The organism is Sphaerisporangium album (assembly GCF_003323745.1).
Classification (GTDB): domain Bacteria; phylum Actinomycetota; class Actinomycetes; order Streptosporangiales; family Streptosporangiaceae; genus Sphaerisporangium; species Sphaerisporangium album.
This window is the reverse complement of the sequence record NZ_QOIL01000015.1, coordinates 116,974-141,889: the sequence shown is the minus strand read 5'-3', so window position 1 is coordinate 141,889 and position 24,916 is coordinate 116,974. Positions and strand designations below refer to the sequence as shown.

General features: G+C 72.3%; 16 protein-coding genes. 4 read left to right on the top strand and 12 right to left on the bottom strand.

Features of this window, described 5'->3' with window-relative positions; all coding sequences use genetic code 11:
* Window positions 1–34: 34 nt before the first annotated feature.
* From DQ384_RS25545 to DQ384_RS25495, 11 genes are all read right to left on the bottom strand, one after another.
* Window positions 35–3,751, bottom strand: coding sequence for a CHAT domain-containing protein (locus tag DQ384_RS25545; RefSeq protein ID WP_147268893.1), 3,717 nt, complete (start codon window positions 3,749–3,751; stop codon window positions 35–37).
* Between the two features lies 1 nt (window position 3,752).
* Window positions 3,753–4,715, bottom strand: a complete 963-nt coding sequence (locus tag DQ384_RS40535; RefSeq protein WP_147268892.1) for a hypothetical protein — start codon at window positions 4,713–4,715, stop codon at window positions 3,753–3,755.
* Window positions 4,716–4,749: 34 nt separating this feature from the next.
* The gene (locus DQ384_RS25535) at window positions 4,750–5,517 is read right to left on the bottom strand and encodes a Crp/Fnr family transcriptional regulator (RefSeq protein ID WP_114031411.1); all 768 of its coding nucleotides are present in this window, start codon (window positions 5,515–5,517) and stop codon (window positions 4,750–4,752) included.
* 502 nt (window positions 5,518–6,019) lie between these two features.
* Complete coding sequence (locus DQ384_RS25530) at window positions 6,020–6,919, bottom strand: glycosyltransferase family 2 protein (RefSeq protein ID WP_114031410.1); 900 nt, start codon at window positions 6,917–6,919, stop codon at window positions 6,020–6,022.
* Window positions 6,920–7,123: 204 nt separating this feature from the next.
* Window positions 7,124–7,891 carry a CDP-alcohol phosphatidyltransferase family protein gene (locus DQ384_RS25525; protein WP_114031409.1) on the bottom strand — a complete coding sequence of 256 codons (768 nt, stop codon included), beginning with the start codon at window positions 7,889–7,891 and terminating at the stop codon, window positions 7,124–7,126.
* On the bottom strand, window positions 7,869–8,927 hold the full coding sequence (locus tag DQ384_RS25520; RefSeq protein WP_114031408.1) for an iron-containing alcohol dehydrogenase family protein: 1,059 nt from the start codon (window positions 8,925–8,927) through the stop codon (window positions 7,869–7,871). The genes DQ384_RS25525 and DQ384_RS25520 overlap by 23 nt, the downstream gene beginning before the upstream one ends.
* Before the next feature lie 40 nt (window positions 8,928–8,967).
* Window positions 8,968–9,702 (bottom strand): phosphocholine cytidylyltransferase family protein, encoded by a 735-nt coding sequence (locus tag DQ384_RS25515; RefSeq protein WP_114031407.1) that lies wholly within the window; start codon window positions 9,700–9,702, stop codon window positions 8,968–8,970.
* A gap of 207 nt (window positions 9,703–9,909) precedes the next feature.
* Entirely contained in the window at window positions 9,910–10,593 is a 684-nt protein-coding gene (locus tag DQ384_RS43715; protein ID WP_281274105.1) for a DUF5941 domain-containing protein, read from the bottom strand.
* A gap of 1 nt (window position 10,594) precedes the next feature.
* Window positions 10,595–12,370: a CDP-alcohol phosphatidyltransferase family protein gene (locus DQ384_RS43710; RefSeq protein WP_281274104.1), complete on the bottom strand. Its 1,776-nt coding sequence runs from the start codon at window positions 12,368–12,370 to the stop codon at window positions 10,595–10,597.
* A gap of 465 nt (window positions 12,371–12,835) precedes the next feature.
* Window positions 12,836–14,266, bottom strand: a complete 1,431-nt coding sequence (locus DQ384_RS25500; RefSeq protein ID WP_114031406.1) for a bifunctional cytidylyltransferase/SDR family oxidoreductase — start codon at window positions 14,264–14,266, stop codon at window positions 12,836–12,838.
* A gap of 180 nt (window positions 14,267–14,446) precedes the next feature.
* Window positions 14,447–15,478 (bottom strand): glycosyltransferase family 2 protein, encoded by a 1,032-nt coding sequence (locus DQ384_RS25495; RefSeq protein ID WP_114031405.1) that lies wholly within the window; start codon window positions 15,476–15,478, stop codon window positions 14,447–14,449.
* A gap of 103 nt (window positions 15,479–15,581) precedes the next feature.
* On the opposite strand from DQ384_RS25495, the gene DQ384_RS25490 reads away from it, so the two are divergent.
* Window positions 15,582–17,111: an LCP family protein gene (locus DQ384_RS25490; RefSeq protein WP_245966771.1), complete on the top strand. Its 1,530-nt coding sequence runs from the start codon at window positions 15,582–15,584 to the stop codon at window positions 17,109–17,111.
* 16 nt (window positions 17,112–17,127) lie between these two features.
* On the opposite strand, the gene DQ384_RS25485 is transcribed toward DQ384_RS25490, so the two are convergent.
* Window positions 17,128–17,958, bottom strand: coding sequence for a phosphoribosylaminoimidazolesuccinocarboxamide synthase (locus tag DQ384_RS25485; protein ID WP_114031404.1), 831 nt, complete (start codon window positions 17,956–17,958; stop codon window positions 17,128–17,130).
* 286 nt (window positions 17,959–18,244) lie between these two features.
* On the opposite strand from DQ384_RS25485, the gene DQ384_RS25480 reads away from it, so the two are divergent.
* From DQ384_RS25480 to DQ384_RS25470, 3 genes are all read left to right on the top strand, one after another.
* Entirely contained in the window at window positions 18,245–21,256 is a 3,012-nt protein-coding gene (locus DQ384_RS25480; RefSeq protein ID WP_220183125.1) for an AfsR/SARP family transcriptional regulator, read from the top strand.
* A gap of 95 nt (window positions 21,257–21,351) precedes the next feature.
* Entirely contained in the window at window positions 21,352–22,890 is a 1,539-nt protein-coding gene (locus DQ384_RS41500; protein ID WP_181871402.1) for a hypothetical protein, read from the top strand.
* 321 nt (window positions 22,891–23,211) lie between these two features.
* A complete protein-coding gene (locus DQ384_RS25470) occupies window positions 23,212–24,810 on the top strand; it encodes an FG-GAP repeat domain-containing protein (RefSeq protein WP_147268891.1) in 1,599 nt (532 codons plus the stop codon).
* The last annotated feature ends 106 nt before the right edge of the window (window positions 24,811–24,916 follow it).

Here is a 24,916-nt window from a genome sequence, read left to right as displayed (position 1 = left end):
CATTCTGTGCTTCCGCGATTTGTCCTGGCACGACTCAGAGCCCGTAGTAGGTGCAGGCCGCCCACACGTGCGGCTCCCGGGAGGCCGACAGCTCGGCCGCGGCCTGGGCCTGCGCCCGTCTCAGGGCGCTGACCGGCTCCAGGCCGTCCTCCAGCCAGCACCCGTGGAACTCCACCATGACGTCGAGGGTGGTCACCTCGCCCACTGGATACAGCGTCATCAGCAGGGCGCTCGGCCCCGCGGCGAGGAAGGCCCGGCTGAACCCGACGACGCCGTCCGGGGTCACCTCGCCTCCCCCGGTCTCGCACGCCGCGAGGATCACCAGGTCGGCGGCCAGATGCAGGCCGGGGACGTCGCGGGCGCGCAGAAGCCCATCGTCCGCGTCCGACCCGGCGAGCGCCACGTACGACATCATCGGGTCGTCCCGGACGACCTTGGCGTGGGTGCCGAGGAACAGAACCGTGCCCTCGGCGCCCGCCTCGCGCAGCGTCGCGATGCCCGCCCCCGCGCCTCGGTGGACGCGGCGGCGGCCCTCGGCGTAGTAGCGGGCGATGTCCCCGAAGCCGCGCTCGGTCGCGTCCAGCGGCCACGAGCCGTCGGCCAGCGGCGCGGGGTTGACCAGCGCGACCAGTGAGGGTGCCGCCCGGGCGGCGCGGGCCCGGCGGGCGGCCAGGTCGGGCAGGATGGCGAGCGCGGGAAGCACCCGGATCGCGTGCCGGTGGACCAGATGGGTCCCCTCCGCGTCGCGCAGCGCGCAGAACGGCACCTGGAACAGCTCGGCGTGCGGCACCACCGTGACGGGGGCGTCCGGATCGGCGGGCAGCAGGCCGGCGGGGATGACCTGCCACAGGTCGGCGTGCAGCAGGCGCAGCGCGTCCGCCATGGCCTCGCGGAGCGGGTCGCTGAGCTGGCCGAGCCGGGAGAGCCGCGTGAACGTGCCGACCGCCTCCGTCAGACGGCGGCGGTCCAGCGGGCGGCGGATCACCCGCATCCGCCCGCCCGGGGGGACGACCCAGATCACCAGCAGGTCGCCGGTGAGGAAGTACTCCACCACGGTGGCGTCGTGCGCGGCCAGGATCTCCGCGAGCCGGGTGCGGTCGACGACGCCCGCCGTTTCCAGGCCAGGGGGCGCCGGACGGTCCGACCGGGCCTCCAGGAGGTCGGCGAACGCGCGGGCCCGGGACATCTCCGAGGCCACCAGGGCGTCCTCGGGGGCGTCCAGGTCCAGCAGCAGGGTCACGATGCGCTCGTAGAAGGGCATCGCGCGGCGGGTCGACTGGATCCGGTCCCAGTCGGCGTCGAGCAGCGCCCGGGCCATCTCCACGTACCGGCTCGCCAGGCGCAGTCCCTCCTGCGTGCCGTCCCGCAGCCGTGCGGCGCCGCCCGCCGCGTCCGACCCGGCCACCCGGTCGCGCAGCAGGTCCAGCTCGGCGGCTCCGTCCCGGGCGAGGATCGCGAACAGTTCCCTGGGGGCGGGCACCTCGTCCTCGCCGAGCGCCTCGGTGTAGACGCGGCCGGTGTGGTCGGACGACTCCCAGGACGCGGGCACCGCGGCGCGCAGGCCGTGCGCGGCGGCGGCCAGCGCCCGATCCAGCTCGGCGACCGCGGCGGCCGGCGCCGCGCCGAACCCGGCGCCCCTGGTGGAGGGCGCCGCGCCGAACCCGGCAGCCCCACTGGCGGACGCCACGTCCAACCCGGCAGCCCCAGTGGCGGACGCCACGCCGAACCCGGCAGCCCCACTGGCGGACGTCCCGTCCAGCGCGGCTGCCGCGCTCGTCGATGTGGCGAGGTCCTCGGGTACGGGCCGCATCCGGCCCACGACCTGCTCCAGCGGGGCGAGCGCCGCCACGGCGTCCGATGCCGCCGCGTGGACCTCGGTGGCCGTGACCAGGTCGGGCCCGTCGCTCAGCCGCTCGCGGGCGTCGGCGGCGGCCTGCCTGAAATACCGGAGCCGTTCGGCCAGCTCCGCGACCGAGGTCTCCGCTGAGCGGACGACGCTCCGCCATGGGTTCAGCGTGGTCACGCTGGTGCGGCGCAGGTCAGCCAGCACGGCCAGCAGGTCCCGCATCCGCGCGTGGTCGGAGCGGGCGAACGCGCAGCGGATCCGCGCCTCGACCAGCCCGAGGCGGTCGAGCACATCCTTCCCCATGTCGCCGGACTCGGGCGGATCCGCGTACAGCCTGGCCGCTCGCTCCAGCACCCGGTCCGCCTGGCCGTAACGGCCACTCGTCTGGAGGTCGATGCCGAGGTGGCGCAGCGCGGTCCGGTCCTCGGCGGTGAACGCGTCGTCGGCGTCCCGATCCGGGTCGTCCGGCTCGTCCGGGTCGTCCTTGTCGTCCCGGACGAGCACGGCCAGGCGCAGGTCCCCGTCGTCGGGGATGAGACCGGCCGCGACGTCCGGGCCCTGGGCGAGGCGCAGGAACCCGCGCCGGCCGAGCGCGTCGGCGCCCCCCGGCCGGGCCGCCCGGTTCACACGCCCGGAGGACACGGGCCAGAACTCGTCCCCGGCGACAGCGACGGCCACCCCTCCCCCGCGATCAGCCCCCTCCCCGGCGACGGCTCCCCCTCCCGAGCCGCCCCCCGCCACCACCGCTCGTCCCGCGTCCCCCGAACCCTCCCCCGCGACCACCGCTCCTCCCGCGTACCGCGAGCCCTCTCCGGGCACGGCCGGTTCGCCGCCTGTGCCCACGGCGAGACGCACGCCGGTGCCCAGAACGCCCCGCCACCGGCCACGCAGCGACGCGTCCGCAAGCTTCGCGGCCAGCCGCTCCACGGCCCCGCCGGAAGGGGAGGACGGCGGCGCGGGGTCCTGCCGGTACGAATCCGCGCCCGGCGGGCCCCCGCCCTCGCCGGGCACCCAGTCCGCCTTGACCCGCCGCCCCGAGAACGTCGCCTCGTACCGGCCGGCGACCCCGTCGGCGCCGACGCCGCCGAGCCACAGCCGGCCCGTCACCTGGTCGCCGGCCACCTCGATCCGCGCGCCGCCGCGCCGCGCCTGGACCAGCCCGGCGATCGGCAGCCGCGGCTCCCGGTACGCCCAGAACGCGCCGACGGGGTCGGACGGCCCCGGGTCGATGACGACGTCGACGACCCCGCCGCTCGCCGTGACCCGCGAGCTGCCGGGCTCGGCGGCGATCATCATCATGTCGCCGGGGCTGGTGACGGTGTCGGTCGCCAGGGTGACGTTCACCGCGAGCGGCGACCCGGGCGGCGGTTTCTCCAGGAACAGCATCGCCGGCTGTTCGGGCAGGCGGATCCCGTTGTGGGTACCCCGCAGGGTGACGGCGTACGAGGTCGGCACCGGGACCTCTCCAATCCGGCGGACGACCGGGCCCGCCTCCTGTTCGTGAAGCGACACCAGCCGCTGCCGCACGCGCGCGATGACGGCGCCGAACCGGCCCGGGCCGACGTAGAGGGCGTCCAGGCTCCACGACCCGTCGGCGTCCATGGTCAGATAGCCGTCGATCGACGTGGGCCGCACCTCGCCGGGCGGGCTCTCGGCGGCGACCTCCAACGAGCCACCCGCCGTCCACCAGCTTCCGCGCAGCGTCGCCGATCCCAGGTGGGCCACGAAGAAGCCGTCCCCCGAGAGGGACAACGTGTCGTCGGTGAAGGCACGCGCCACGAATGCGTCCCGGGGGCGCAGAGGCGCCAGGTGCCAGCCGTCGAGGGTGCCGTCGGGACGGGTCCTCGGCTCGGCCTGCTCGACCTCCGGCGCCTCTCCGCGCAGCACGCGGTCCGGACCGCTCATGTCACTCCTTCTCCGAGTTACCCGGCTTCTCTGACTTCTCCTCGTTCTCCGGTCCCCCCGCGTTATCCGCGTTCTGCGGGCTCTCCAGGTTCTGCGGGCTCTCCGGGTTCTGCGGGTTCTGCGGGTTCTCCGGGTTCTCCGGGTTCTGCAGGCTCTGCGGGCTCTCCGGTTCTACGGATTCTCGGGGTTCTCCGGTTTCCCCCAGTTCCCCCTGCTCGCCGGGTTCTCTCAGTTCCGCGGGGTTCCCGGATTCTGCTATTCCTCGCGATTCTTCTGGTTCTCGGATCGCCCCCGTTCTCGCCTTCCTCCCACTTCTCCATTTCGTCGGGTTCTCCTCGTTCTCCGACCGCTCCCCGTTCTCGGCTTCCGCCGGGTTCTCCGATTCCTCCGGGTTCTTCGCGATCTCCGGGCCGAAGAGCCGGATCCAGGCGGGCATCGGGGACTTCGCGCCCGGCACCTCCACGCCCACCCGCCGGAACCGGTCCTGGCGCAGCACCGGGAACTCCGGCTGGGTGATCTCGTCGAACAGCGGCGAGGAGATGATCAGGGCGAGGTCGCACCGCGGGTCGGCGGACAGCTCCGCGTCCAGCTTCTCGACCGCGCACATGCCGCTGACCGCCGTCACCGCCCGGCCCTCGAAGCCGTCGGGGCCCAGCCGGGTGATCCCCTGGTGGAAGGCCAGTCGGAGCCGCCAGGCGGCCGAGCGCCGCGCCGCACGGCGCAGCTCGCGCGTGAGATCATCGATGACGCGGGCCTCGTGGACGCCGGGGGGCATCACCAGCACGAGCCCCGGGTTCCCGGCGCCGCTCCACTGCTCCTGAAGGAACAGCCGATCCAGATCGGCCGCCGCGCAGGCCTCCCGCACGACGTCGAGCAGCCAACGGTGCGGGTCCGCGGCCCGCGCGCGCGACGGTCCCTGCGCGCGGACGGCGGCGCACAGTCGCCGTACCGGATCGGAGTCCATGTCGCCCCTTCGCCGCCGGCGTGCGCCGGACCGGTCACTCCCCCTCACCTTGGGGCCGGGGCGCGGACCACACCCCGTATTCCGGCGGGATCTCGGCGATTCCCGCGATGGCGTGCAGGGCGGCGGGGTCACGGATCAGGATCCGCCGGTATCCGGTCTCGACCACTCCCTTGTGGCGCAGCGCGCGCAGTTCCTTGTGCACGGTGGGCTCCCGGGCCCCGGCCAGCGCGGCGAGGTCGGGCTGGGTCAGGGCGAGCCGGATCTCGATCCCCTCCCGCACCCGCTCGCCGTGCTGGGCCGCTAGCAGGACGAGCACGCGGGCGAGGCGCAGCGGCGCGGGCGTGCTGCCGTACTCGATCCGGTGCCAGGTGGAGTTGCGCAGCTTCGCCGTGACGACCCGCTGCACCGCCCGGGACACCGTGGGGTGATGGTCGAGGAAGTCGAGGAACTCCGCCTGGCCGACGCGGCGCACCACAGAGGGCTTGACCGCGATGACGCTCGCCAGCCGAGGCCGGCCGTCCAGGCTGGCCAGTTCGCCGACCAGGTCGCCGTCGGTCCTGATGGCGAGCAGGACGGTGTGACCGTCGGCGGTGTTGCTGACGACCTTGACGCACGCCTCGATCAGCAGCAGCACGTGCCGGGACGTGGGGTCCCCCTCGCGCAGCAGGGACTCGTTGGCCCCGAACTGCGTCGCGGTACCGAGCCTCAGCATGAGCTCCCGCGTCGCGGGCTCCAGACTGCCGAGCAGGCTCCGGGGAGGCCAGTTTCCTATTCGCCGCGGCCCGGAGGTGCCGTTCTTCATCCGGCCCTCCGCGCGTTACATAAAGAATTCACGACAATGAGCCGGACGCGATCGGCGGCCGGTCGAAAGCGAGAGCTCGGACATACCGATTCATGCCTGCCTGGGTGTGTGCCGTCGCTCATGAGAACCTCCGGTGAGGGACCCGGGTGATCGATTGGAACGATGCAGTTCCGACGCGAGGCGCGCCGTGGCTCATCTTTCTCACGCTACTGAACAGTAGCCAACTGATGGCGGACAGTCTGCGAAAAATCACTATCCGTCCCTGGCCCCCGGACAGCGGCGCTCGACCGCGCATCCGGCCGAGACGGGCGCCGACCGCCAAGCCCTACTCCGCCGAAGCCGCCCCGCATTGACGAGGGCAAACACGCTGTGATCATCCAAACGATAAAACACCGTCGCGACGCTTACCGTCCGTAACGGATCGATCAGAGGCAGGTGAGCCCGAGACAGAAGCTCGGGCTCACCCACCGGGATGAGGCAACGGGCGGACCGTCTGGGAGCGTCAGACGATCGGGGGGCGGCCGAGGCGGAGCATGCGCCAGGCCGTGCGCCAGGCCATGGGGCGGCGCTCGCCGGCCGGTTCGCGGATGCCCTCCACGAAGCCCTGGAACCAGGACCGGATCGCCAGGGACGAGCGCTCGCGCACCAGCGTGAGCATGATCCAGTCCAGGAGGTACAGGACCGCGAGCGGCCAGGGAAGGTTGCGGCGGGCCAGCCAGACCCGGTTGCGCGCGTTGAGCCGGTAGAAGTTGGCATGGCGCGTCGGCGGGACCTGTGGGTGGTACATCACGCAGTCCGCGTCGTACTCGATGCGGTAGCCCTCGCCGAGCAGCCGCCAGGCCAGGTCGGTCTCCTCGTGCGCGTAGAAGAAGTGCCCGGGAAGGCCGCCGACCTGCAGATACGCCGAGCGCCTGATGGCCGAGGCGCCGCCGAGGAAGGTCGTCACCGGCGAGGAGCGCTGGGGGTCGCCCGCACGCAACCGGGGCACGTGGCGGCGCTGGCCCACGCCGCCCTCCGGGTCCATGACGCGGAAGGACAGCACCGCGAGGTCGGGCTCGTCCGCGAAGCGCTCGCGGACGTGGGCCGCCACCTTGTCGTCGGCGTACCAGCCGTCGTCGTCGAGGAACATGACGACGTCGCCGCTGCACTCGCGGACGCCGTGGTTGCGCCCTTCCGGGATGCCGACGTTGTCCGGGATGCGCACGATGCGGACGGAGGCCGACCCGATGCGTGAAACGGACGCGAGCGGAGGGACGTCGGCGCCGTTGCCCACGACGACGACCTCGACGTCGCCGTCCGTCTGCGTCAGCGCGGACTCGACCGCCCGGTCGAGCTCCGCGATACGGTTACCCATAGTGAGGATGACACAGGAGATCTTCAACGCGTCATCGCCCCGACGCATGGAGAACGCATGTGTTCATGATCACCGAGTCTGTGTGAGCGGGCAATCCCGGCCGTGTCTGCATACTGCCAAATAAGCGTATCGGAACTGTAAGGAAACCCCCACCGAACATTGAACGTCAATCCGGCGGCGACTCTTGACAAAGTTCCACGCGATAGAGGTACGACGCCGACAGGGCGCCACCGGTTCCGTGGCTCTGTCATGTCACGCAAGCCGCCGGGACGCCAGGATGCTCACCAGGTGGAGGACCGTCTGCAGCCCCGCGAACAGCACGCAGGCGACGGTCAGCACCTGCGTCGCGGTCAGGCCGCCGGCCACGGCGTCCCAGACGGCCGCGACCACGGCGATCAGCGACAGCTCGACCGCCTGGATCACCCGGTGGAAGCGCAGCGCCGCCGCGACCTTCCGCGCCGCCCCGAGCCGCCGCGACTGGAACTGCTCGGCCGCGGCCTCGGTGGTGGCCGTGAGCCCCGAGCGGGCGCGGGCGACGTCCACCAGGTCGGTCTCGGACTTGATGAGGATGGCCCCGAGCGCGGCGGCGACGCCGAGCACGGTGTACCAGTCGGGCAGCGTCGCCGACGCCCGGAAGCCCAGGCCGATCAGCAGCGCCGCCTCGGCGAAGTAGTGGCCTACGCGGTCGAGGTAGACGCCCGTGATGGACGTGCGGTGGGTCCACCGGGCCAGCTCGCCGTCGGAGCAGTCGAGCAGGAGGTACACCTGGATGAGGACGGCCGCCGCGACGGCCGCCCACAGCCCCGGCAGGGCCAGCACCACGCCCGCCAGGACGCCGGAAAGGATCATCAGCCCGGTGACCTGGTTGGGGGTGATCGCGGTGCGGGCCAGCGCCCACGTCACGTAGATCGACAGCTTGCGCATGTACAGCGCGCCGGCCCAGTGCTCGCCGGAGTTGCGGCCCATGGTGGTCTGCGGCTGGGCGACCGCGCGAAGCTCAATTACCGACGGCCCGGACATATCGCTCCACCCGGTCGCGCACCTCGGCCTCGGACAGGCGCAGGTGCTCAAGGATCGTGTACCGCCCGGGACGGGTCGAGGGCGCGAGCATGACGGCCGCGCAGAACTGCTCGCTCGTCAGCCCGATGTCGCCCGGGGTCACCGGCAGCTCGTGGGCGCGCAGGCATTCGACCACCGACGACAGCAGGCGGTCCTCCTCGCGCAGGAAGTAGCAGAACGCCGTGCCGATGCCGGCCAGCTCGCCGTGGTTGGACGTGCCCGGGTAGAGCTGGTCGATGGCATGCAGGATCTCGTGGTCGCCGCCGCTGCCCGGACGCGAGGACCCCGCGACGACCATCGACATGCCCGAAAGGATCAGCGACTCGGCCAGCACCGTCAGGAACGCGTCCGACTCGATCGAGTCCTGGCGGCCCAGCACGGCCTCGGCCGCGGTGCGCGCCATCGAGACGGCCAGGCCGTCGATGGGCTCGCCGCGCTCGACGTTGCCGAGCTGCCAGTCGTCGATGGCGGACAGGTTGCTGATCACGTCCCCCACTCCGGCCCGCACGAGCCGCGGGGGCGCGTCGTGCACGAAGTCCAGGTCGACGAGCAGCGCCAGGGGCATCGGGACGCCGAACGACCCCTTGCCGCCCTCGTGCTCCAGCGAGGACACCGGCGAGCAGATGCCGTCGTGCGAGAGGTTCGTCGCCACGGCGACCATGGGGATGCCGGCGAGCGACGCGGCGTACTTGGTGACGTCGATCGTCTTTCCGCCGCCGATGCCGACCACGGCCTCGTACGCCCCCTTGCGCAGGTCGGCGCCGAGGGAGACGGCCGCGTCGACCGAGCCGTCGGGGACGCGGAAGACCTCGGCCTCGCCGAGGGTGGGCGCGATCATGCCGGAGATGTGGTCGCCCTGGCCGGAGCCCACCGCGACCGCCACGCGGCCGGAGGTGGCCACCCGGCTGTCGGCGAGCAGCGCGCCCAGCTGGGCCACCGCGCCCCGGCGGACCTCGACGGTCAGCGGGGCCGTGAGCATTCGAGCTAGAAGGGGCATGCGGTCTCCAAGGCCGTCGTCGCGCCGGCGGGCGGGCCGGCTAGTACGTGCACGCGATCTCCCTGGCCTTGGCGAGGTCGTCGTGGTTGTCGACCTCGACCCAGTCGACCTTGCCGATGGGGGCGACGGCGATCTGCTCGCCGCGGGAGACCATCTCGCCGTAGCCGTCCTCGTAGTAGAGCTGCGGGTCGCGCTCGAAGGTGGCCTTCAGGGCGTCGGCGAGACGCTCGGCGGCGCCCGGACGGATGAGCGTCGCGCCGATGTACTCGCCGTACGCCTCGGAGGGGTCCATCAGCTTCGTGATGCGGCGCAGGTGGCCCGCCTCGTCGAGTGTGACCTTCATCTCTTCGTCGGCGAGCGTCTTCACGTCGTCCACCGCGAGCAGGATGTCGCTCGTCACTGGGGCGTCCAGGAGCGTGCGCTCGACCGAGACGGGGTGGACGGTGTCGCCGTTGACGAGCAGGGCACCCGACGCGAAGTGGTCACGGGCGCACCACAGCGAGTAGGCGTTGTTCCACTCTTCGGCCTTGTCGTTGTGCACGAGGGTGAGCTTCACGCCGTGCCGCCGCTCCAGCTCCGCCCGGCGGTCGTGGACGGCCCGCGCCGCGTACCCGACGATGACCACGACTTCCCGCAGGTCCACGGCCGCGAGGTTCCGCAGCGCGATGTCCAGGATCGTGGTCTCACCGTCGACCGGCACGAGCGCCTTGGGCAGCGTGTCGGTGTACGGCCGCAGCCGACGTCCGGCCCCGGCGGCCAGCACCATTCCCAGCAACGTGCACTCCTCAGTGTGGCGTGAAGTCTGTAAGGCCAAAGGTTAGTTGCCTGGAGGTGGTGATCGTGTAATCGGGAGTTCACCTATTCGATTACAAGACCTTGCCTTGGCAATGTAGGCCGTGACAGGGGTGCCACGTGTGACGCTCGGGGCTGAGGTGCGCGGCCGGCTTTGGCCGGGGCTTTGCCCGGCCAGGGATGCCCGCCGTCAGTCCTGCGTGCCGAGGTCGGCCGCCTCGACGCCGGATCTGGGCGCGGCCAGCCAGCACGTGACGCTCTCCCAGCAGAACAACGCCGAGAGATACAGCGCGGCCAGCACGAAGACGGCCGTCACGATGCCCAGCAGGGCGCCCATGGCGATGATCAGCATACGCCCCTCCCAGCCCAGACCGGCCGACGCGAGCCAGGTGGGTGGGTAGACGTGCTGACGGCAGCGGTAGACGACGTCGTAGTGGTGGAACAGCACCGCGCCGAGCAGGGCCAGCACCAGGAAGCGGGGGACGCCCCAGGCGAAGCCCACGCTGGCGATGAAGCCGTACTCGGTGACGCGCAGGATGGGCGGGACCAGCCAGTCGAGCCGCCCGTCGTGCGGGTGTGAGCTGCCTGGGCCCGCCAGCATCAGCGCCACGGCGGGCGCGAACACCGCGGGGCCGTCCGCGCCCGCGACGCCGAGGAACAGCATCACGCCGGTGACGAAGGCCCCCGCGATCGCGGGCGGCAGGGGCGGGAGCTGCCCGGCGACGAGCAGGCCCATGCCGCGCGCCAGCACGCCGTCGTCGCGGTAGGTCACCACGGAGCTGCGCGGCACCCGGGTCATGTGCACGGTGGTCATCTCGGGCGCGGCCTGACGCTGCCGCTCACGGGGCTGCCTGCGGGCGGGTGTGGTGGTCATGTCAGAAAGACCTCGCGATCCTGCCGGTGAGCGTGTACAGAAACGCGAAGCCGCCCCAGGCGAGCAACGCCAGGAACGTCGCCCGCGCGTCGAACAGCGCGGCGGTGACGCCGATCAGCACCATGCGGTCGCCGATCGGCAGGACGATGATCTTCCTCAGCCAGCGCGCGGCGGTGTTCCCGTCCAGGCGCCCCTGGACGCGCGCGACGGCGCCGCCGCCCGCGCCGGCCGCGCCGGCCTCGGCCCGCGCGTCGGCGAAGGAGAAGTCGACCATGTGGCGGACGGCCTGCAGCAGCATGGCGGCGACCGCCATCGCCCAGATGCCGTCCGACCCCAGCGCCCCCACGTCGGCCCCACCGGCGTACCCGACGGCGAGGCCGACGTAGACGACGTACTCCTTGACGCGGTCGAACGTGGCGTCCAGCCAGGCGCCGAGGGGCGAGAACGTGCGGGTGTAGCGGGCGAGCTGCCCGTCCACGCAGTCCAGGACGAAGGACAGGTACAGGAGCACGGCCCCTGCCACCATCGCGCGGCGCCGGCCCGACGAGAACGCCACGGCGGCGAGGCCCGCGAGGCCGACGGACAGGCCGGTCACGGCGTTCGGCGACAGGCCGAGACGCGCGGCCGCCCGCACGAGATGGCCCGACCACGAGCTGACCAGGTAGGTGGACGAGAAGCCGTCGTCGGACTTGATGGCGGCCTGCAGGCGGGCGTGGCTCTCGTCCACCTCCGCCAGCCGGGTCATCGCGGCGTCCGCGGCCGGCTGGGTGGTGACCCGCTCGCAGTGCAGCCGGCCGAGCGGCGCGGCCCGTACCGGCACGCCGACCCGCACCAGCCCGGCCAGCAGCAGGGCCGTGACCTCCGACTCCCCCGCGTCGCCGAGGCGGTCCTCCTGGGCGAGGTCGGCGAGCTCGTCGGCGACCTCGGCGAGGCTCGCCAGATCGGCCTCCGCGACGTGCAGCACCCCGCGGAAGGCGGCGTTGGGGCCGCTGACCGTGTGGAACGAGTTGCCCGCCGCGACCACCTTGGCGCGCTCGGCGCGCACAGGGGGAAGCTCGGGGTCGCCCTCGGCGTACCCGGAGGACACCAGCGCGCCGGTGCCCCGCGCGGGGTCGGACAGCAGCAGGGCCAGGGCCTCGGTGTGCGCCACCAGATCGCCTGGGAGCACGGCGACCGGGCCCGCGCCGGACCGTGCCAGGTCGGCCACCGCACGCAGATCGCCGGGGAGGCCGCCGCTGCGCGTCCCCCTGGACGCGGTAACCGTCGCCTTGGAGGCGGAGGCCCTCCACTCGGGCGCGGAGGTCGTCCGCTCGGGCGCGGGGGTCGTCCGCTCGGGCGCGGGGGCCGTCCGCTCGGGCGCGGGGGCCGTCCGCTCGGGCGCGGGGGCCGTCCGCTCGGGCGCGGGGGCCGTCCGCTCGGGGGCGGGGGTCGTCCGCTCGGGGGCGGGGGTCGTCCGCTCGGGCGGCGGGCCGGTGGCCGGGTCGGCGACGAGCACGGCGGGCCGGGGCGCCGGGACCGGAGGCGGGGGCGGGAGCCCAGGCTGGGACTGGAGCTGAGGCTGGGACTGCGGCTCGGGCTGGAGTTGGGCGGGATGTGATGACTGGGGCGGGTCGGTCGCCTTCGTGACCTCGGCGCCGATCGCGACAGGCGTCACCCTTGTGATGAGATGCACCGGGCCGGCATGGAGCGCGGCGAGCTGTCCGATCAGGCGGTCGGCCAGCGTGCCCTCGGCGCAGGCCAGGCGGGTGGCCGGGGTCGTCGCGAGCACGACCGCCACGCGCGCGGACGTCCTGACGTGCGGCGGCCGCGCCGGAGCGCCTACGGGTGCCGGCGAGGGCTGCGCGGGGGGTGGGGACGCGGACTCGGGCAACCGGGGTCTCCTTCCGCGACCGGGGATCGTCCACCCCGCAACGTAACCGAGCGATCACACGGCTCGCAATCCCATCCGGCGCGTCGCCCACCGCGCCGCAGGTGAAAAGCCTCCGCGCTTCATGGAACGGACGATGCCACGCGGCGCCCGACAGTGACGGAGCGCGACGATCGCCCTACTTCACACCGAACGACCGATACCGGACACCACCCCGACAGGGCGACGGCCCGGGTAAAGATCAGCAGGACAGGCGCACACACGCCGTCGAAGATCCCGGCGACCCGCCGACCGCGACTGACAACAGACCCGAAGACCAAGACCAACAATCACCAGTAATACAGCAAGAATCCCGCCGACAACACAGCCGACGCGTCAGGGGGTGTGGGGTGTACCGGTGGCGTGGCCTGTTACGTCGGAGGTGAGGATGTTCAGGCACGTCTGAGCAACGTCGGGCGGTGGCGGAAGCGGGTCGCCGTCGCCCGGGGAGGACTCGCCGGGAAGCGTGCCGGTGCTCCGGAGGCTGACGCAGTTGACTTTGACGCCGAGGTCCGCCCATTCATCCGCCAGCGCCTGGGTCAGCGCGACCACGGCGGCGTCGGTCGAGCACCGGAGGCTCGCGTTCGCCGATCTCTCCGCGGGCGAGTCGGCGCGGGAGCCGATGGTGGACAGCAGGAGGTGGCCGCGCGTCTCGCGTAGGTAGGGCAGGGACGCTCTGGCGATGTTGACCGGGCCGAGGTGGTTCACGGCGATGGTCTCGCGGACGGCTTCCCCGTCGGCCTCGTCCAGCCGGCCTTCACCCGCCGCCGCCGTTTCGGTGAGATGGACCACGTGGTCGACGCGCCCGCTCTGCTTGGACGCCTGTTCCAGGGCGTGGGCCACCGACGCCGGGTCCTCCACCCGTACCCCGCTCCCGCCGGACCCCGTCCGCGAGAAGACGTGGACGGCAGCCCCGTACCCGGTCGCGAGGTCGGCGATCCGCGTACCGATGTCGTCGCCGCCGAAGACCGCCACCGTCGTGCCCTCCAGCGCCCGCCGGTGGGCGTCGGGTCCGGCCGGGACGGGCGCGGCGCGCGAGGCCAGCTCGATGAGCTTCTCCGCGATGTGGACGTCGACCGGGTGTGTGACCTTCATGTTGCGCTCGCTGCCCGGCACGATGTGAATGGGGACGTCCGGGAGGTAGCGCAGCACCACGCCGCAGTCGTCCGTGGCGGGACGTCCCGCGAAGCCCGGGTCGCGCAGCGCCCGCTCGTACGCCTCCCGGATCACCGACAGCCGGAATCCCTGCGGGGTCTGGACGCGCCGCAGCAGGGAGCGGTCCGGGACCTCGCGGATGACCTCGCCGGAGGGGCCGGGAGCGGCCACCAGGATCGTGTCGGACGACGGGATCGCGACGTTCACCGCCGAGTGCGTCCTCAGCGCCTCGACGCAGTCGGAGATGATGCGCGGCTCGACGAGCGGCCGGACCGCGTCGTGCAGGAGCACGTCGCACTCGTCCGGCCCGAGCGCCTGAAGGGCCCGCCAGGTGGACTCGGTGCGCGTCGCGCCACCCTCGACGACCTGGCGGACCTTGTGGAAGCGGCCCCGCGCGACGATGCGCTCGGCCTCGGCCGTGAAGCCCGGTGCCATCAGGACGACTACCTCGTCGATCTCGGGCGCGCGCTCGAAGACCGCCAGCGTGTGCTCGATGATCGACCGTCCGCCGATCTTGAGCAGTTGCTTCGGCCTGCTGTGTCCCATGCGCCGGCCGACGCCCCCCGCGAGCACGACTCCCACGACCCGCCGCCGCACTTCTCCTCCAGCCAACGTCCGACCGCTCCCTGTTGTCGTCGTCACTCCCAGTGTCCTGCACCGGGCACGCCCGCCCGCACCGAACGGCACCCGGCCGGACGCCTCCCTGAGCCGGTCCCCGGCCCGCGACTCTCAGAGCCCGCGCCTCAGGCCGGCGGATGCGGCGGCTCTGAGCTCCTCCAGCAGGTTTCCGGGTCAGGCGGGGGTGGTTCTCCGGGGTGGCTTGCTCAGGGCGGGGGGGCTGGTCAGGAAGCCCCAGCCCCAGGAGAGGTGCATGGTGGCGTAGACGATCGGGAGGCGGGCCAGGGCGTCGGCGGGGAGGGTGCGGCCGGTCAGCACCGAGCCGGCGAGGACCGCGGCGACGTAGGCCGCCGGGACCAGCAGGGCGGGCCAGAAGAACGGGGAGACGAGCAGGCCCAGCAGTATCGCGGCCACGGCGATCGGCGGCGCGAGGTAGCGCAGGTTGATCGTGCCCTCGTGGGTGCGGGCGACGACCCGGCGCCAGCGGCCGTAGTGGAAGTACTGCTTGGCGAGGGCCTTGACGCTCGGCCGGGGACGGTAGGAGACGCGCATGCGCGGCTGGAACCACACCAGGCCGCCGGTCTCGCGGATGCGGTGGTTCATCTCCCAGTCCTGCGCGCGCTGGAAGTGCTCGTCGTAGCCGCCGACGCGCATCAGGGCCTCACGACGGAAGACGCCGAGGTAGACGGTGTCGGCGGGCCCGGCCTCGCCTCCGGTGTGGAAGCGGGCGTTGCCGACGCCGATCTTGGACGTCATGGCGCACGCGACGGCCTTCTCGAACGGCGTGACGCCCTCGGCGGCCATGATGCCGCCGACGTTGTCGGCGCCAGTGGCCTCCAGCGTCTCGACCGCGACCTGGAGGTAGTCCTCCGGGAGCATGGCGTGGCCGTCGACCCGGGCGATGATCCCGTTGCGGGACGCCCCGATGGCGGCGTTGAGCGCGTTCGGCGTGCGTCCGGTGGGGTTGGGCACCACGATCACGCGGGGATCCTCGGCCGCGAGGGCGTCGGCGACCTCCTGCGTGCGGTCGTGGGACGGGCCCACGGCGAGGACGACCTCGATCGGGCCGTCGTAGCGCTGCGCGAGCACCTGTCGTACGGCCTCACGCAGGTGGCGCTCCTCGTTGAGCACCGGCATGACGACCGAGATGGGCGGCCAGACGCGTGTGGTCCGGCTTGTTCGGGGCGAGTCGGGGAACTCCTTCATGGCGGCGCTCACGCTACTGTACGAGCGGGTGGGGACGGCAACCCACGGACGCGCGAAACGTCCTCACCGGTGACGCGTTCTCGTCGATGAGGGGGGCACCACGGTGAGCGACGACGATGCCGGCGTTCCCGTGGGCGCCGAGTCCGGTGTCCACGTGGGCGGTGACGCGTACGGCGGCGTGCGGCTCGCGCAGCGGCGCGCGAGGCGGTCACGGGCGGGCGCGCGGGGCGTGATGGTGACCGGAGCGCTGTCCACCATGGTGCTGGCCGGGTCGGGCGTGCTGTGGTTCCTCTCGACGTACGCGACGAGCCAGATCAGGTCCGTGAACGCGGGGACGGCCGGGTCGGACGCGCGGGGTGCGATGAACATCCTGCTGGTCGGGGTGGACAAGCGCGACGACCTCACGCGGCAGGAGCAGAACCGGCTGCACCTCGGCCGCGAGGTGGGGCAGCGCAGCGACACGATGATGGTCATCCACCTCTCGGAGGACCACGAGAAGATCACCGTGGTGAGCCTGCCCCGGGACAGCTGGGTGAACATTCCCGGCAAGGGCACCCACAAGATCAACTCTGCGTACTCCCTCGGCGGCGCGCAACTGGCCGTCCGCACCGTGCGCGAGGCCACCGGGCTGACCATCAACCACTACGTCGAGGTCAACGTGCTCGGCTTCATCAAGGTCGTGGACGCCCTCGGCGGCATCTCGGTCTGCACGCCCGTGGCCATCGACGACCAGCACACCAAGTTCAAGCTCCAGCCGGGGACCTACGAGCTCGACGGGGTGAAGGCGCTGTTCTACGCCCGCACCCGCGCCACCGCCCGCTCCGACCTGGACCGCATCGACCGCCAGCAGCAGGTGATCTCGGCGCTGCTGCACCGCGCGCTCAGCGGCGGCACCCTGGCCAACCCCGCGAAGCTGACCGGGCTGGTCGGGTCGACGCTGAAGACGCTGACGGTCGACGACGCGCTGGCCAAGGACATGCTCGGGCTGGCCAACCAGCTCAAGGACGTCTCCACCGACGACGTCGCGTTCACGACCGTGCCCCTCGCGGACGTCGACTACCGGGCGCCCACCGGCGAGTCGGCGGTGCTGTGGGACAAGGCGGCGGCGCGCGACCTGTTCCGGCGCATCGGCGACGACGAGCCGCTCGTCAAGCCCGCCGTCACGAAGACCGCGATCCCTGCCCCGTCGTCCACCCCGCCCACGTCGCCCTCGCCGGACCCGGCGGCCACGTCCGGCGCGAAGGAATTGACGGTGCCGCCCGAGCGCATCGCGGTGCGCGTGGTCAACGGCACGGCCATCACCGGCCTCGGCGCGCGCACCAAGGCGGACCTGCTGCGCATGGGCTTCCAGGTGCCGTCCGCCCCGGGCGACACCGCGACCAGGAACTACACCGACCCCGTGGTCCGCTACCCGGCCGGGCGCGAGGAGTCGGCGCGTACGGTGGCCGCCGCGATCCCCGGAGCCGAGTTGCGCGAGGCCGACGTGGCGGGCGTCGAGGTGATCGTCGGCTCCAAGTACTCGGGCGTGCGCAAGGTGACGGTCAAGGACACCGCCGCGTCCCCCTCGACCAGCCCCTCGGCCTCGGGCTCCCCGGTGGCGCGGACGGCGACGCAGAACATCTGCAAGAAGTGACCGGGCCCGGCGGGCGCTACCAGGCCTTGCCGGTGATGAGCTCGTAGGCCTCGATGTAGCGGGCGCGCGTGGCCTCGACGATGCCGGCGGGGACCTCCGGGGCGGGGGCCTGCTTGTCCCAGCCCGTCCCGGTGGCCCAGTCGCGGACGAACTGCTTGTCGAACGAGTGCTGCGCGCGCCCCGGCCGCCACTGGCCGGCGGCCCAGAAGCGGGAGGAGTCGGAGGTCAGCAGCTCGTCCCCGAGCATGAGCGTGCCGTCGGCGGACCGGCCGAACTCCAGCTTGGTGTCCGCGATGAGGATGCCGCGCTCGGCGGCGATCTCGGCGCCGCGCCGGTAGACCTCCAGGGTGGCGCGGCGGAGCTCTTCGGCGGTCTCGGCGCCTTCCTGGGCGATCACGTCGTCGAAGGTGATGAACTCGTCGTGCTCGCCGAGCGGGGCCTTGGTGGTGGGCGTGAAGATCGGCTCGGGCAGTCGTGAGCCCTCGACGAGGCCGGGCGGCAGCGCGACGCCGGACACCGAGCCGCGCGCCTGGTACTCCTTCAGGCCGGACCCGGTGAGGTAGCCGCGCGCGATGCACTCGACGGAGACCATGTCCAGCCTGCGGCACCGCACGGCCCGCCCCGCGAACTCCGGGGGGACGTCGGTGGCCGAGATCACGTGGTTGGGGACGACGTCGGCGAGCTGCTCGAACCACCACAGCGACAGCCGCGTGAGGACCTTGCCCTTGTCGGGGATGGGCGTCGGCAGGATGACGTCGTAGACGGAGACGCGGTCGGAGGCCACGAGGACGATGTCCCCACGATCCTCGTAGACGTCCCGCACCTTCCCGGAGTGGAGAAGCTTCACCCTGCCCCCTGCTCTGCGGTCCCAGGCGGCCCACCCGCCTCCCCGGCAAGCTCTCAGGCTACCGCCGCCCGGCCCGCCGCCGTCCCCCGCCCCGGGGCGCGCGGGCGCGAGCCGCGTGAGTGTCCGGCTCCAGCTCCGCGCGAGGCCTGTGGCTCAATGGTTGGATCACGAAAGGAAGCCCGTCGCGCGACCTTGCGCGCCGAGCCGGCACTGGCCATGCTGTGCCTACATATCTGTTAATTCAGTAAAACTGCCTCGCCGGAAAGCCGACATACGGGGAGTGGCGGTGGAGTTTCGGCTTCTGGGGCCGGTCGAAGTGACGGCGGCTACGGGGGTGTCCGTCCCGCTGGGCGGAGCCAAGCCGCAGACCTTGCTGGCCACGCTGCTGCTGGAGCACGGGCACATCGTGCCGATGGCCCGGCTGATCGACATCCTCTGGCCGGACGACCCGCCGGAGACCGCCAAGGCGGCGATCCAGACCTACGTCAAGACGTTGCGCCAGGCCCTGGCCCGGTACGGCATCACCGACGTGATCGTCACCCGCGCGCCCGGCTACATGGCGCAGCTCCCCGTCGGGTCGCTGGACGTGGACCGGTTCGAGCAACTCCTGGCCAAGGCGCGGCAGGCGTCCAATCTCCAGGAGACCTCCGACCTGCTCGGCGCGGCGCTGGCCCTGTGGCGCGGGCCCGCCCTGGCCGGGCTGGGCACCTCACCGCTGGGCGGGGAAGTGGCCCGGCTGGAACAGCTCCGGCTGACCGCCACCGAGGAGCGCATCGAGGCGGATCTCGCGCTCGGCCGGCACGGCGAGCTGGTGAGCGAGCTGGCCGCGCTGGTCGGCCGTCACCCCGTCAACGAGCGGCTGCGCGCCCAGTACATGACCGCGCTGTACCGGCTCGGCCGCCAGTCCGACGCCCTGGCCGGTTTCCGGGAGAGCCGCGAGGTGCTGGCCGAGGAGCTCGGCGTGGACCCGGGTCCAGAGCTGACCGAGCTGTACCACGCCATCCTGCGCGGCGACCCCGCCCTGCTGGCGCCGCCGTCCGGCGATACGGTCCGCGTCGCCGCGCCGGCCCAGCTCCCGCTGGCGCCCGCGGACTTCACCGGCCGCGCGGCCGAGACCTCCGCCCTGGTCACGGCGCTGACCGCGGGCGCGTCCCCGGTCATCCAGGTCGTCGCGGGCCGCGCAGGCACCGGCAAATCGGCCCTGGCGGTGCACGTCGCCCACCGGGTCGCCGCCGCCTTCCCCGATGGTCAGCTGTACGCCGAGTTACGCGGGATGGGCGAGACCCCCGCCGACGCCGGCGAGGTGCTCGGCCGGTTCCTCACGGCGCTCGGGGTCGAGCCCTCCGCCGTCCCGGCCGGAACCCCGGAGCGGGCCGAGCTGTACCGGTCCCTGCTGGCCGGCCGCCGGGTGCTGGTGCTCCTGGACGACGCCGCCGACGAGCGGCAGGTGCGCCCACTGCTGCCCGGCGGTCCCGGCGGCGGCGTGCTGATCACCTCGCGCAACCGGCTCGGCGGCCTCGGCGGCGTCCGCCGTACCGACCTGGACGTCCTCGACCCCGCCGAGGCCATCGAGCTGCTCGTCAGGATCGTCGGGCCCGAGCGGGTGGCGGCGGAGGAGCCGGTGGCCCGGGAAATCGCCGAGCTGTGCGGCCGGCTGCCGCTGGCGATCCGCATCGCCGGGGCCCGGCTGGCCACCCGTCAGCGCTGGCCGCTGCGGCTGCTGGCCGACCGGCTGACCGACGAACGGCGGCGGCTGGACGAGCTGGCCATCGCGGACCTCGAGGTCCGGGCCGGCTTCGAACTCAGCTACCGGGGGCTTGACGACGACGCGCGCCTCGCGCTGCGGCGGCTCGGCCATCTGGGCGTCCCGGAGTTCTCCCCGTGGATCGTCGCCTGGCTGAACGACGTCCCGGCGACGCTCGCCGAGGACATCGTGGAGCGCCTGGTCGACGCGCAGCTCGTGGACTTCAGCCGGGTGGACGACATCGGCACGCTCCGGTACCGGATGCACGACCTGGTACGGATCTACGGGAGCGAGCGGGCGGAGGCGGAGGAATCCCCCGAAACGGTCTCGGCGGCCGTGGGCCGCGTGCTCGGCGGCTGGCTGAGCGTGGCCAAGCAGGTGACCGCCCACGTCCCGTCCGACGAGATCGGCTGGCGGCGCCCCGCCGTGGCGGCCTCGCCGGTCCCGCGCGAGCTGGTGGCGCAGGTGCTGGCGGCCCCGCACGACTGGTTCGACATCGAGCGGCCCGCGCTGGTCGTCGGCCTGGAGCGCGCCGCCGCCCTCGGCCTGCACGACCTGGTGTGCCAGTTCGCCTCGGCCCGGCTCGGCCCCTCGTTCCTCGGGGTCAACAGGTTCGAGGCCCGGGAGCGGATCAACCAGGCGGCGCTGGCCGCGGCGCGCCGCGCGGGCGACCAGAACGGCGTGGCGACCATGCTGGCCGAGCTCGGGCAGCTCCGCTACGACCAGGACCGCTTCCCGGAGGCCCGCCGGGTCCTGGGCGAGGCGCTCGGCGCCTTCCGCGAGCTCGGCGACGCGCGCGGCCAGGCCGTGGCACTCGCCGGGCTCGGCATCACCTGCCGGGAGGCGGGACGCCTGGTCGAGTCGCTGCACTTCCTCGACCAGGCCACCACGCTGCTGGCGGAGCTCGGCGAGGACGTAGGGACCTTCTACCTGCTGCGGCTGGCCGCCTCCGTACGGCTGGAGCTCGGCGACTACCCCACCGCCTGGTCCGGTCTGGAGCAGTCCCTGGCCGCCTACCGCCGTCTCGGCAGCCCGCGCGGCGAGGCGGTGACGCTGCGCACGATGAGCCTGTTCCACCGGGCCACCGGCCGCTACGTCCCGGCGATCGAGACGGCCGAGGCCGCGGCGGCCATCTTCGCCCGGCTCGGCGACAAGCTGATGGAGGCGCACTCGATCCGCGCGCTGGCCAAGGCGCGGCTCCGCCTGGGCCGGACCGACCTGGCTCTGGCCCCGTTGGAGGGCGTGCTGTCGACCTGCCAGGCGATGGGCGACCGCTGGGGGCTGGGCATGGCCCTGCGCACCCTCGGCGAGCTGCACCTGGCCGACGGCGACCTGACGGACGCGGCGGCCTGCCTCACCGCGGCGATGGACGTGTGGCGGGACATGGAGGCCCCGCTGTGGCTCGCCCGCACCGAACGCGACCTCGCCCTGCTGCACGAGGCCCGCGGCGAGACCGAGACCGCTGCCGAGATCCGCGCCCGGGTCGTCAAGGTCTTCCACGACCACGGCGCCCGCGAGTACGCCGAGCTCGCCGAGGGTGCGCCCGCGTCCTGAAATCCGCCCTCCACGGATTTTCAGCGGAGTTTCAGCGCCCGACTCGAACCTTTCGGTGCAAGGACGCACAACGCGCCTCCATCGGAAGGATTTCGATGAAACTCAACCGCCTGATCTCCAGCACGCTCAGCGCGATGGTGGCAGCGGCCCTCAGCTTCTCTGCCGCCGCGGTCACCACCGTCACCGTCGCCACGCCCGCGCACGCCGCCTCCACGGCCGACGGCCAGATCACCCGCTCCGAGGTCTTGTCCCGGGCCCAGTACTGGGTCGACCAGGGGTACACCTACTTAAACAGCTCGGATAAAACCACATGGCGGACGGGCCCGGTCGGGAGCGAGAAGTATCGCCGCGACTGTTCCGGGCTGGTCTCGATGGTCTGGCACCTGTCCGAGGGCTACTACGACACCAGCGTCTTCGAGAGCTGGATCGGCGGCCGGATCACCCGCCTGGACAGCTTCAACGACCTCAAGCCGGGTGACGCCGTCCTCCGGGTGAACTTCAAGGGCCTGTCGGACCACATCGAGGTGTTCGCCGGCTGGAAGAACAACGCCGACCACGGCGCCGGCGCCTACTTCTACTCGTTCAACAGCACCGGCGAGACGGTGCGCAACCCGTACAAGGACAGCAACTTCGGGAACCTGGGCTTCCGCTCCCTGAGCGCCATCACCAGCGACTTCGAGCACGCGATCCACTACAACGGCATCCTCGACGACCCGGGGGCCACCCCGCCGGTAGACGACGCGACCGGCAATGGAGGTCTGCGAGCCGATTTCAACGGCGACGGTCTCGGTGACGTGGCGGCGTTCTACGACTACCCCGGCCTGCGAACCGTCCTGTTCGTCTGGTCGGGCAAGACCGGGGGCGGCTTCACCGGACCGGTCAACGCCTGGGACTCGGGCGCAGGCGGCTGGGACCAGACACGGTCCAAGCCCGTCAGCGGCGACTTCAACGGCGACGGCATGACCGACGTCGGCGTCTTCTACGACTACCCCGGCCTGCGAACCGTCCTGTTCACCTGGACGGCCAAGACCGGGGGCGGCTTCACCGGACCGGTCAACGCCTGGGACTCGGGCGCAGGCGGCTGGGACCAGACACGGTCCAAGCCCGTCACCGGCGACTTCAACGGCGACGGCATGACCGACGTCGGCGTCTTCTACGACTACCCCGGCCTGCGAACCGTCCTGTTCACCTGGTCGGCCAAGACCGCAGGCGGCTTCACCGGACCCGTCAACGCCTGGGACTCCGGCGCAGGCGGCTGGGACCAGACACGATCCAAGCCCGTCAGCGGCGACTTCAACGGCGACGGCATGACCGACGTCGGCGTCTTCTACGACTACCCCGGCCTGCGAACCGTCCTGTTCACCTGGTCGGCCAAGACCGCAGGCGGGTTCACCGGACCCGTCAACGCCTGGGACTCCGGCGCAGGCGGCTGGGACCAGACACGATCCAAGCCCGTCAGCGGCGACTACAACGGCGACGGCCGGGGAGACGTCGGCATCCTCTACGACTACCCCGGCCTCCGAACCGTCCTGTTCACCTGGACGGCCAAGACCGCAGGCGGCTTCACCGGACCCGTCAACGCCTGGGACTCCGGCGCAGGCGGCTGGGACCAATCCCGCACCAAACCCCTCTGATCACCACGCATGCCTGAACTCCAGCAGTCGGCCGAACCCTGCTGGGCCGACCAGCAGTGCGGCGTGCGGTGGTCCCGCACGCCGCACTGGTCGCCAGATCCCCGACCAGGTCCCGCCAGAGCCACCCCCCGGAGAAGAACTGTGGACTCGACCCATCCCCATGTCCCTCGTGGCACTGCCCCTCGCGTACCCGTCGTTCGCCTACTGATCGTGCTGACCGTTCTCGTCGCCGGCTTCCTCGCCAGCGGTACCGGCACCGCGGCAGCGCAAGCTCCTCACCCGACGCCAACGGCCGGCATTCCCGGTCCGGCAGGCCCTCCGGTGTCCACCGAACTGGCGCCGATGCTGGCCTACGCCGCATGCGTACCAGGCGGGGAGACCGGCACCGACGCCGCCATCGCCGGCCAGGTACGGCCACAGATGAACGGCCCGCGCCTGGGACAGAGCGTGAACGCCTACAACGTCTCGTGCGCCCGGATCATCGTTGACACGACCAAGAGCCGGAGCCTGGACAAGCGAGCGGCTGTGATCGCCGTGACCACCGCCATCACCGAAAGCACCTTGCACAATTACACCGTTGCCGTGGATCACGACAGCCTGGGACTGTTCCAGCAGCGCCCGTCGCAGGGCTGGGGCACCCCCGCCCAGTTGACCGACCCGGTGTACTCCACCAACGCGTTCCTCAACGCCATGCTGCGCAAGTTTCCCAACAACGGTTGGATGAGCGGGGACATCGGGACCATCTGCCAGACCGTGCAGGTCTCCGCGGTCCCGGACGCTTACGGCAGAGAGGTCCACGACGCCCAACTACTCGTCGACGCCCTCTGGACCGCAGAGCCTCCGTCCGCACCTCCTGCGGATTCTTCAGGCATGCGGGCGGATTACAACGGCGACGGTCTCGATGACGTGGCGGCGTTCTACGACTACCCCGGCCTGCGGACGGTGCTGTTCGTCTGGACGGCGAAAGCCGGAGGCGGGTTCACCGGACCGGCCAACGTGTGGGACTCCGGCCCCGGCGGCTGGGACCAGACCCGGTCCAAGCCCGTCAACGGCGACTTCAACGGCGACGGCCGGGCAGACGTCGGAGTGTTCTACAACTATCCGGACCTGCGAACCGTCCTGTTCGTCTGGACGGCGAAAGCCGGAGGCGGGTTCACCGGACCGGCCAATGTGTGGGACTCCGGGGCCGGCGGCTGGGACCAGACTCGATCCAAGCCCGTCAGCGGAGACTTCAACGGCGACGGCCGCGGAGACGTCGGAGTGTTCTACGACTACCCCGGCCTGCGGACGGTGCTTTTCGTCTGGTCCGCCAAGACCGGAGGCGGGTTCACCGGACCGGCCAACGTGTGGGACTCCGGGGCCGGCGGCTGGGACCAGACCCGATCCAAGCCCGTCAACGGCGACTTCAACGGCGACGGCATGACCGACGTGGGAGTGTTCTACAACTACCCGGACTTGCGGACGGTGCTTTTCGTCTGGACGGCCAAGACCGGAGGCGGGTTCACGGGACCGGCCAACGTGTGGGACTCCGGGGCCGGCGGCTGGGACCAGACCCGATCCAAGCCCGTCAACGGCGACTTCAACGGCGACGGCCGGGCAGACGTCGGCGTCTACTACGACTACCCCGGCCTGCGGACGGTGCTTTTCGTCTGGTCCGCCAAGACCGGAGGCGGGTTCACGGGACCGGCCAACGTGTGGGACTCCGGCGCCGGCGGCTGGGACCAGACCCGATCCAAGCCCGTCAACGGCGACTTCAACGGCGACGGCATGACCGACGTGGGAGTGTTCTACAACTACCCGGACCTGCGAACCGTCCTGTTCGTCTGGACCGCCAAAGCCACGGGCGGATTCACCGGACCGGCCAACGTCTGGGACTCCGGCCCCGGCGGCTGGGACCAGACCCGCACCAACCCCCTCTGATCCCGACCAGGCGGTGCCATACCACCGCACCTCCCTCCTCCCAAGCGCGGACAGGCCGCCCGGACTCCCACCGGGCGGCCTGTCTAGCCGTCCAGACCCGATGAGG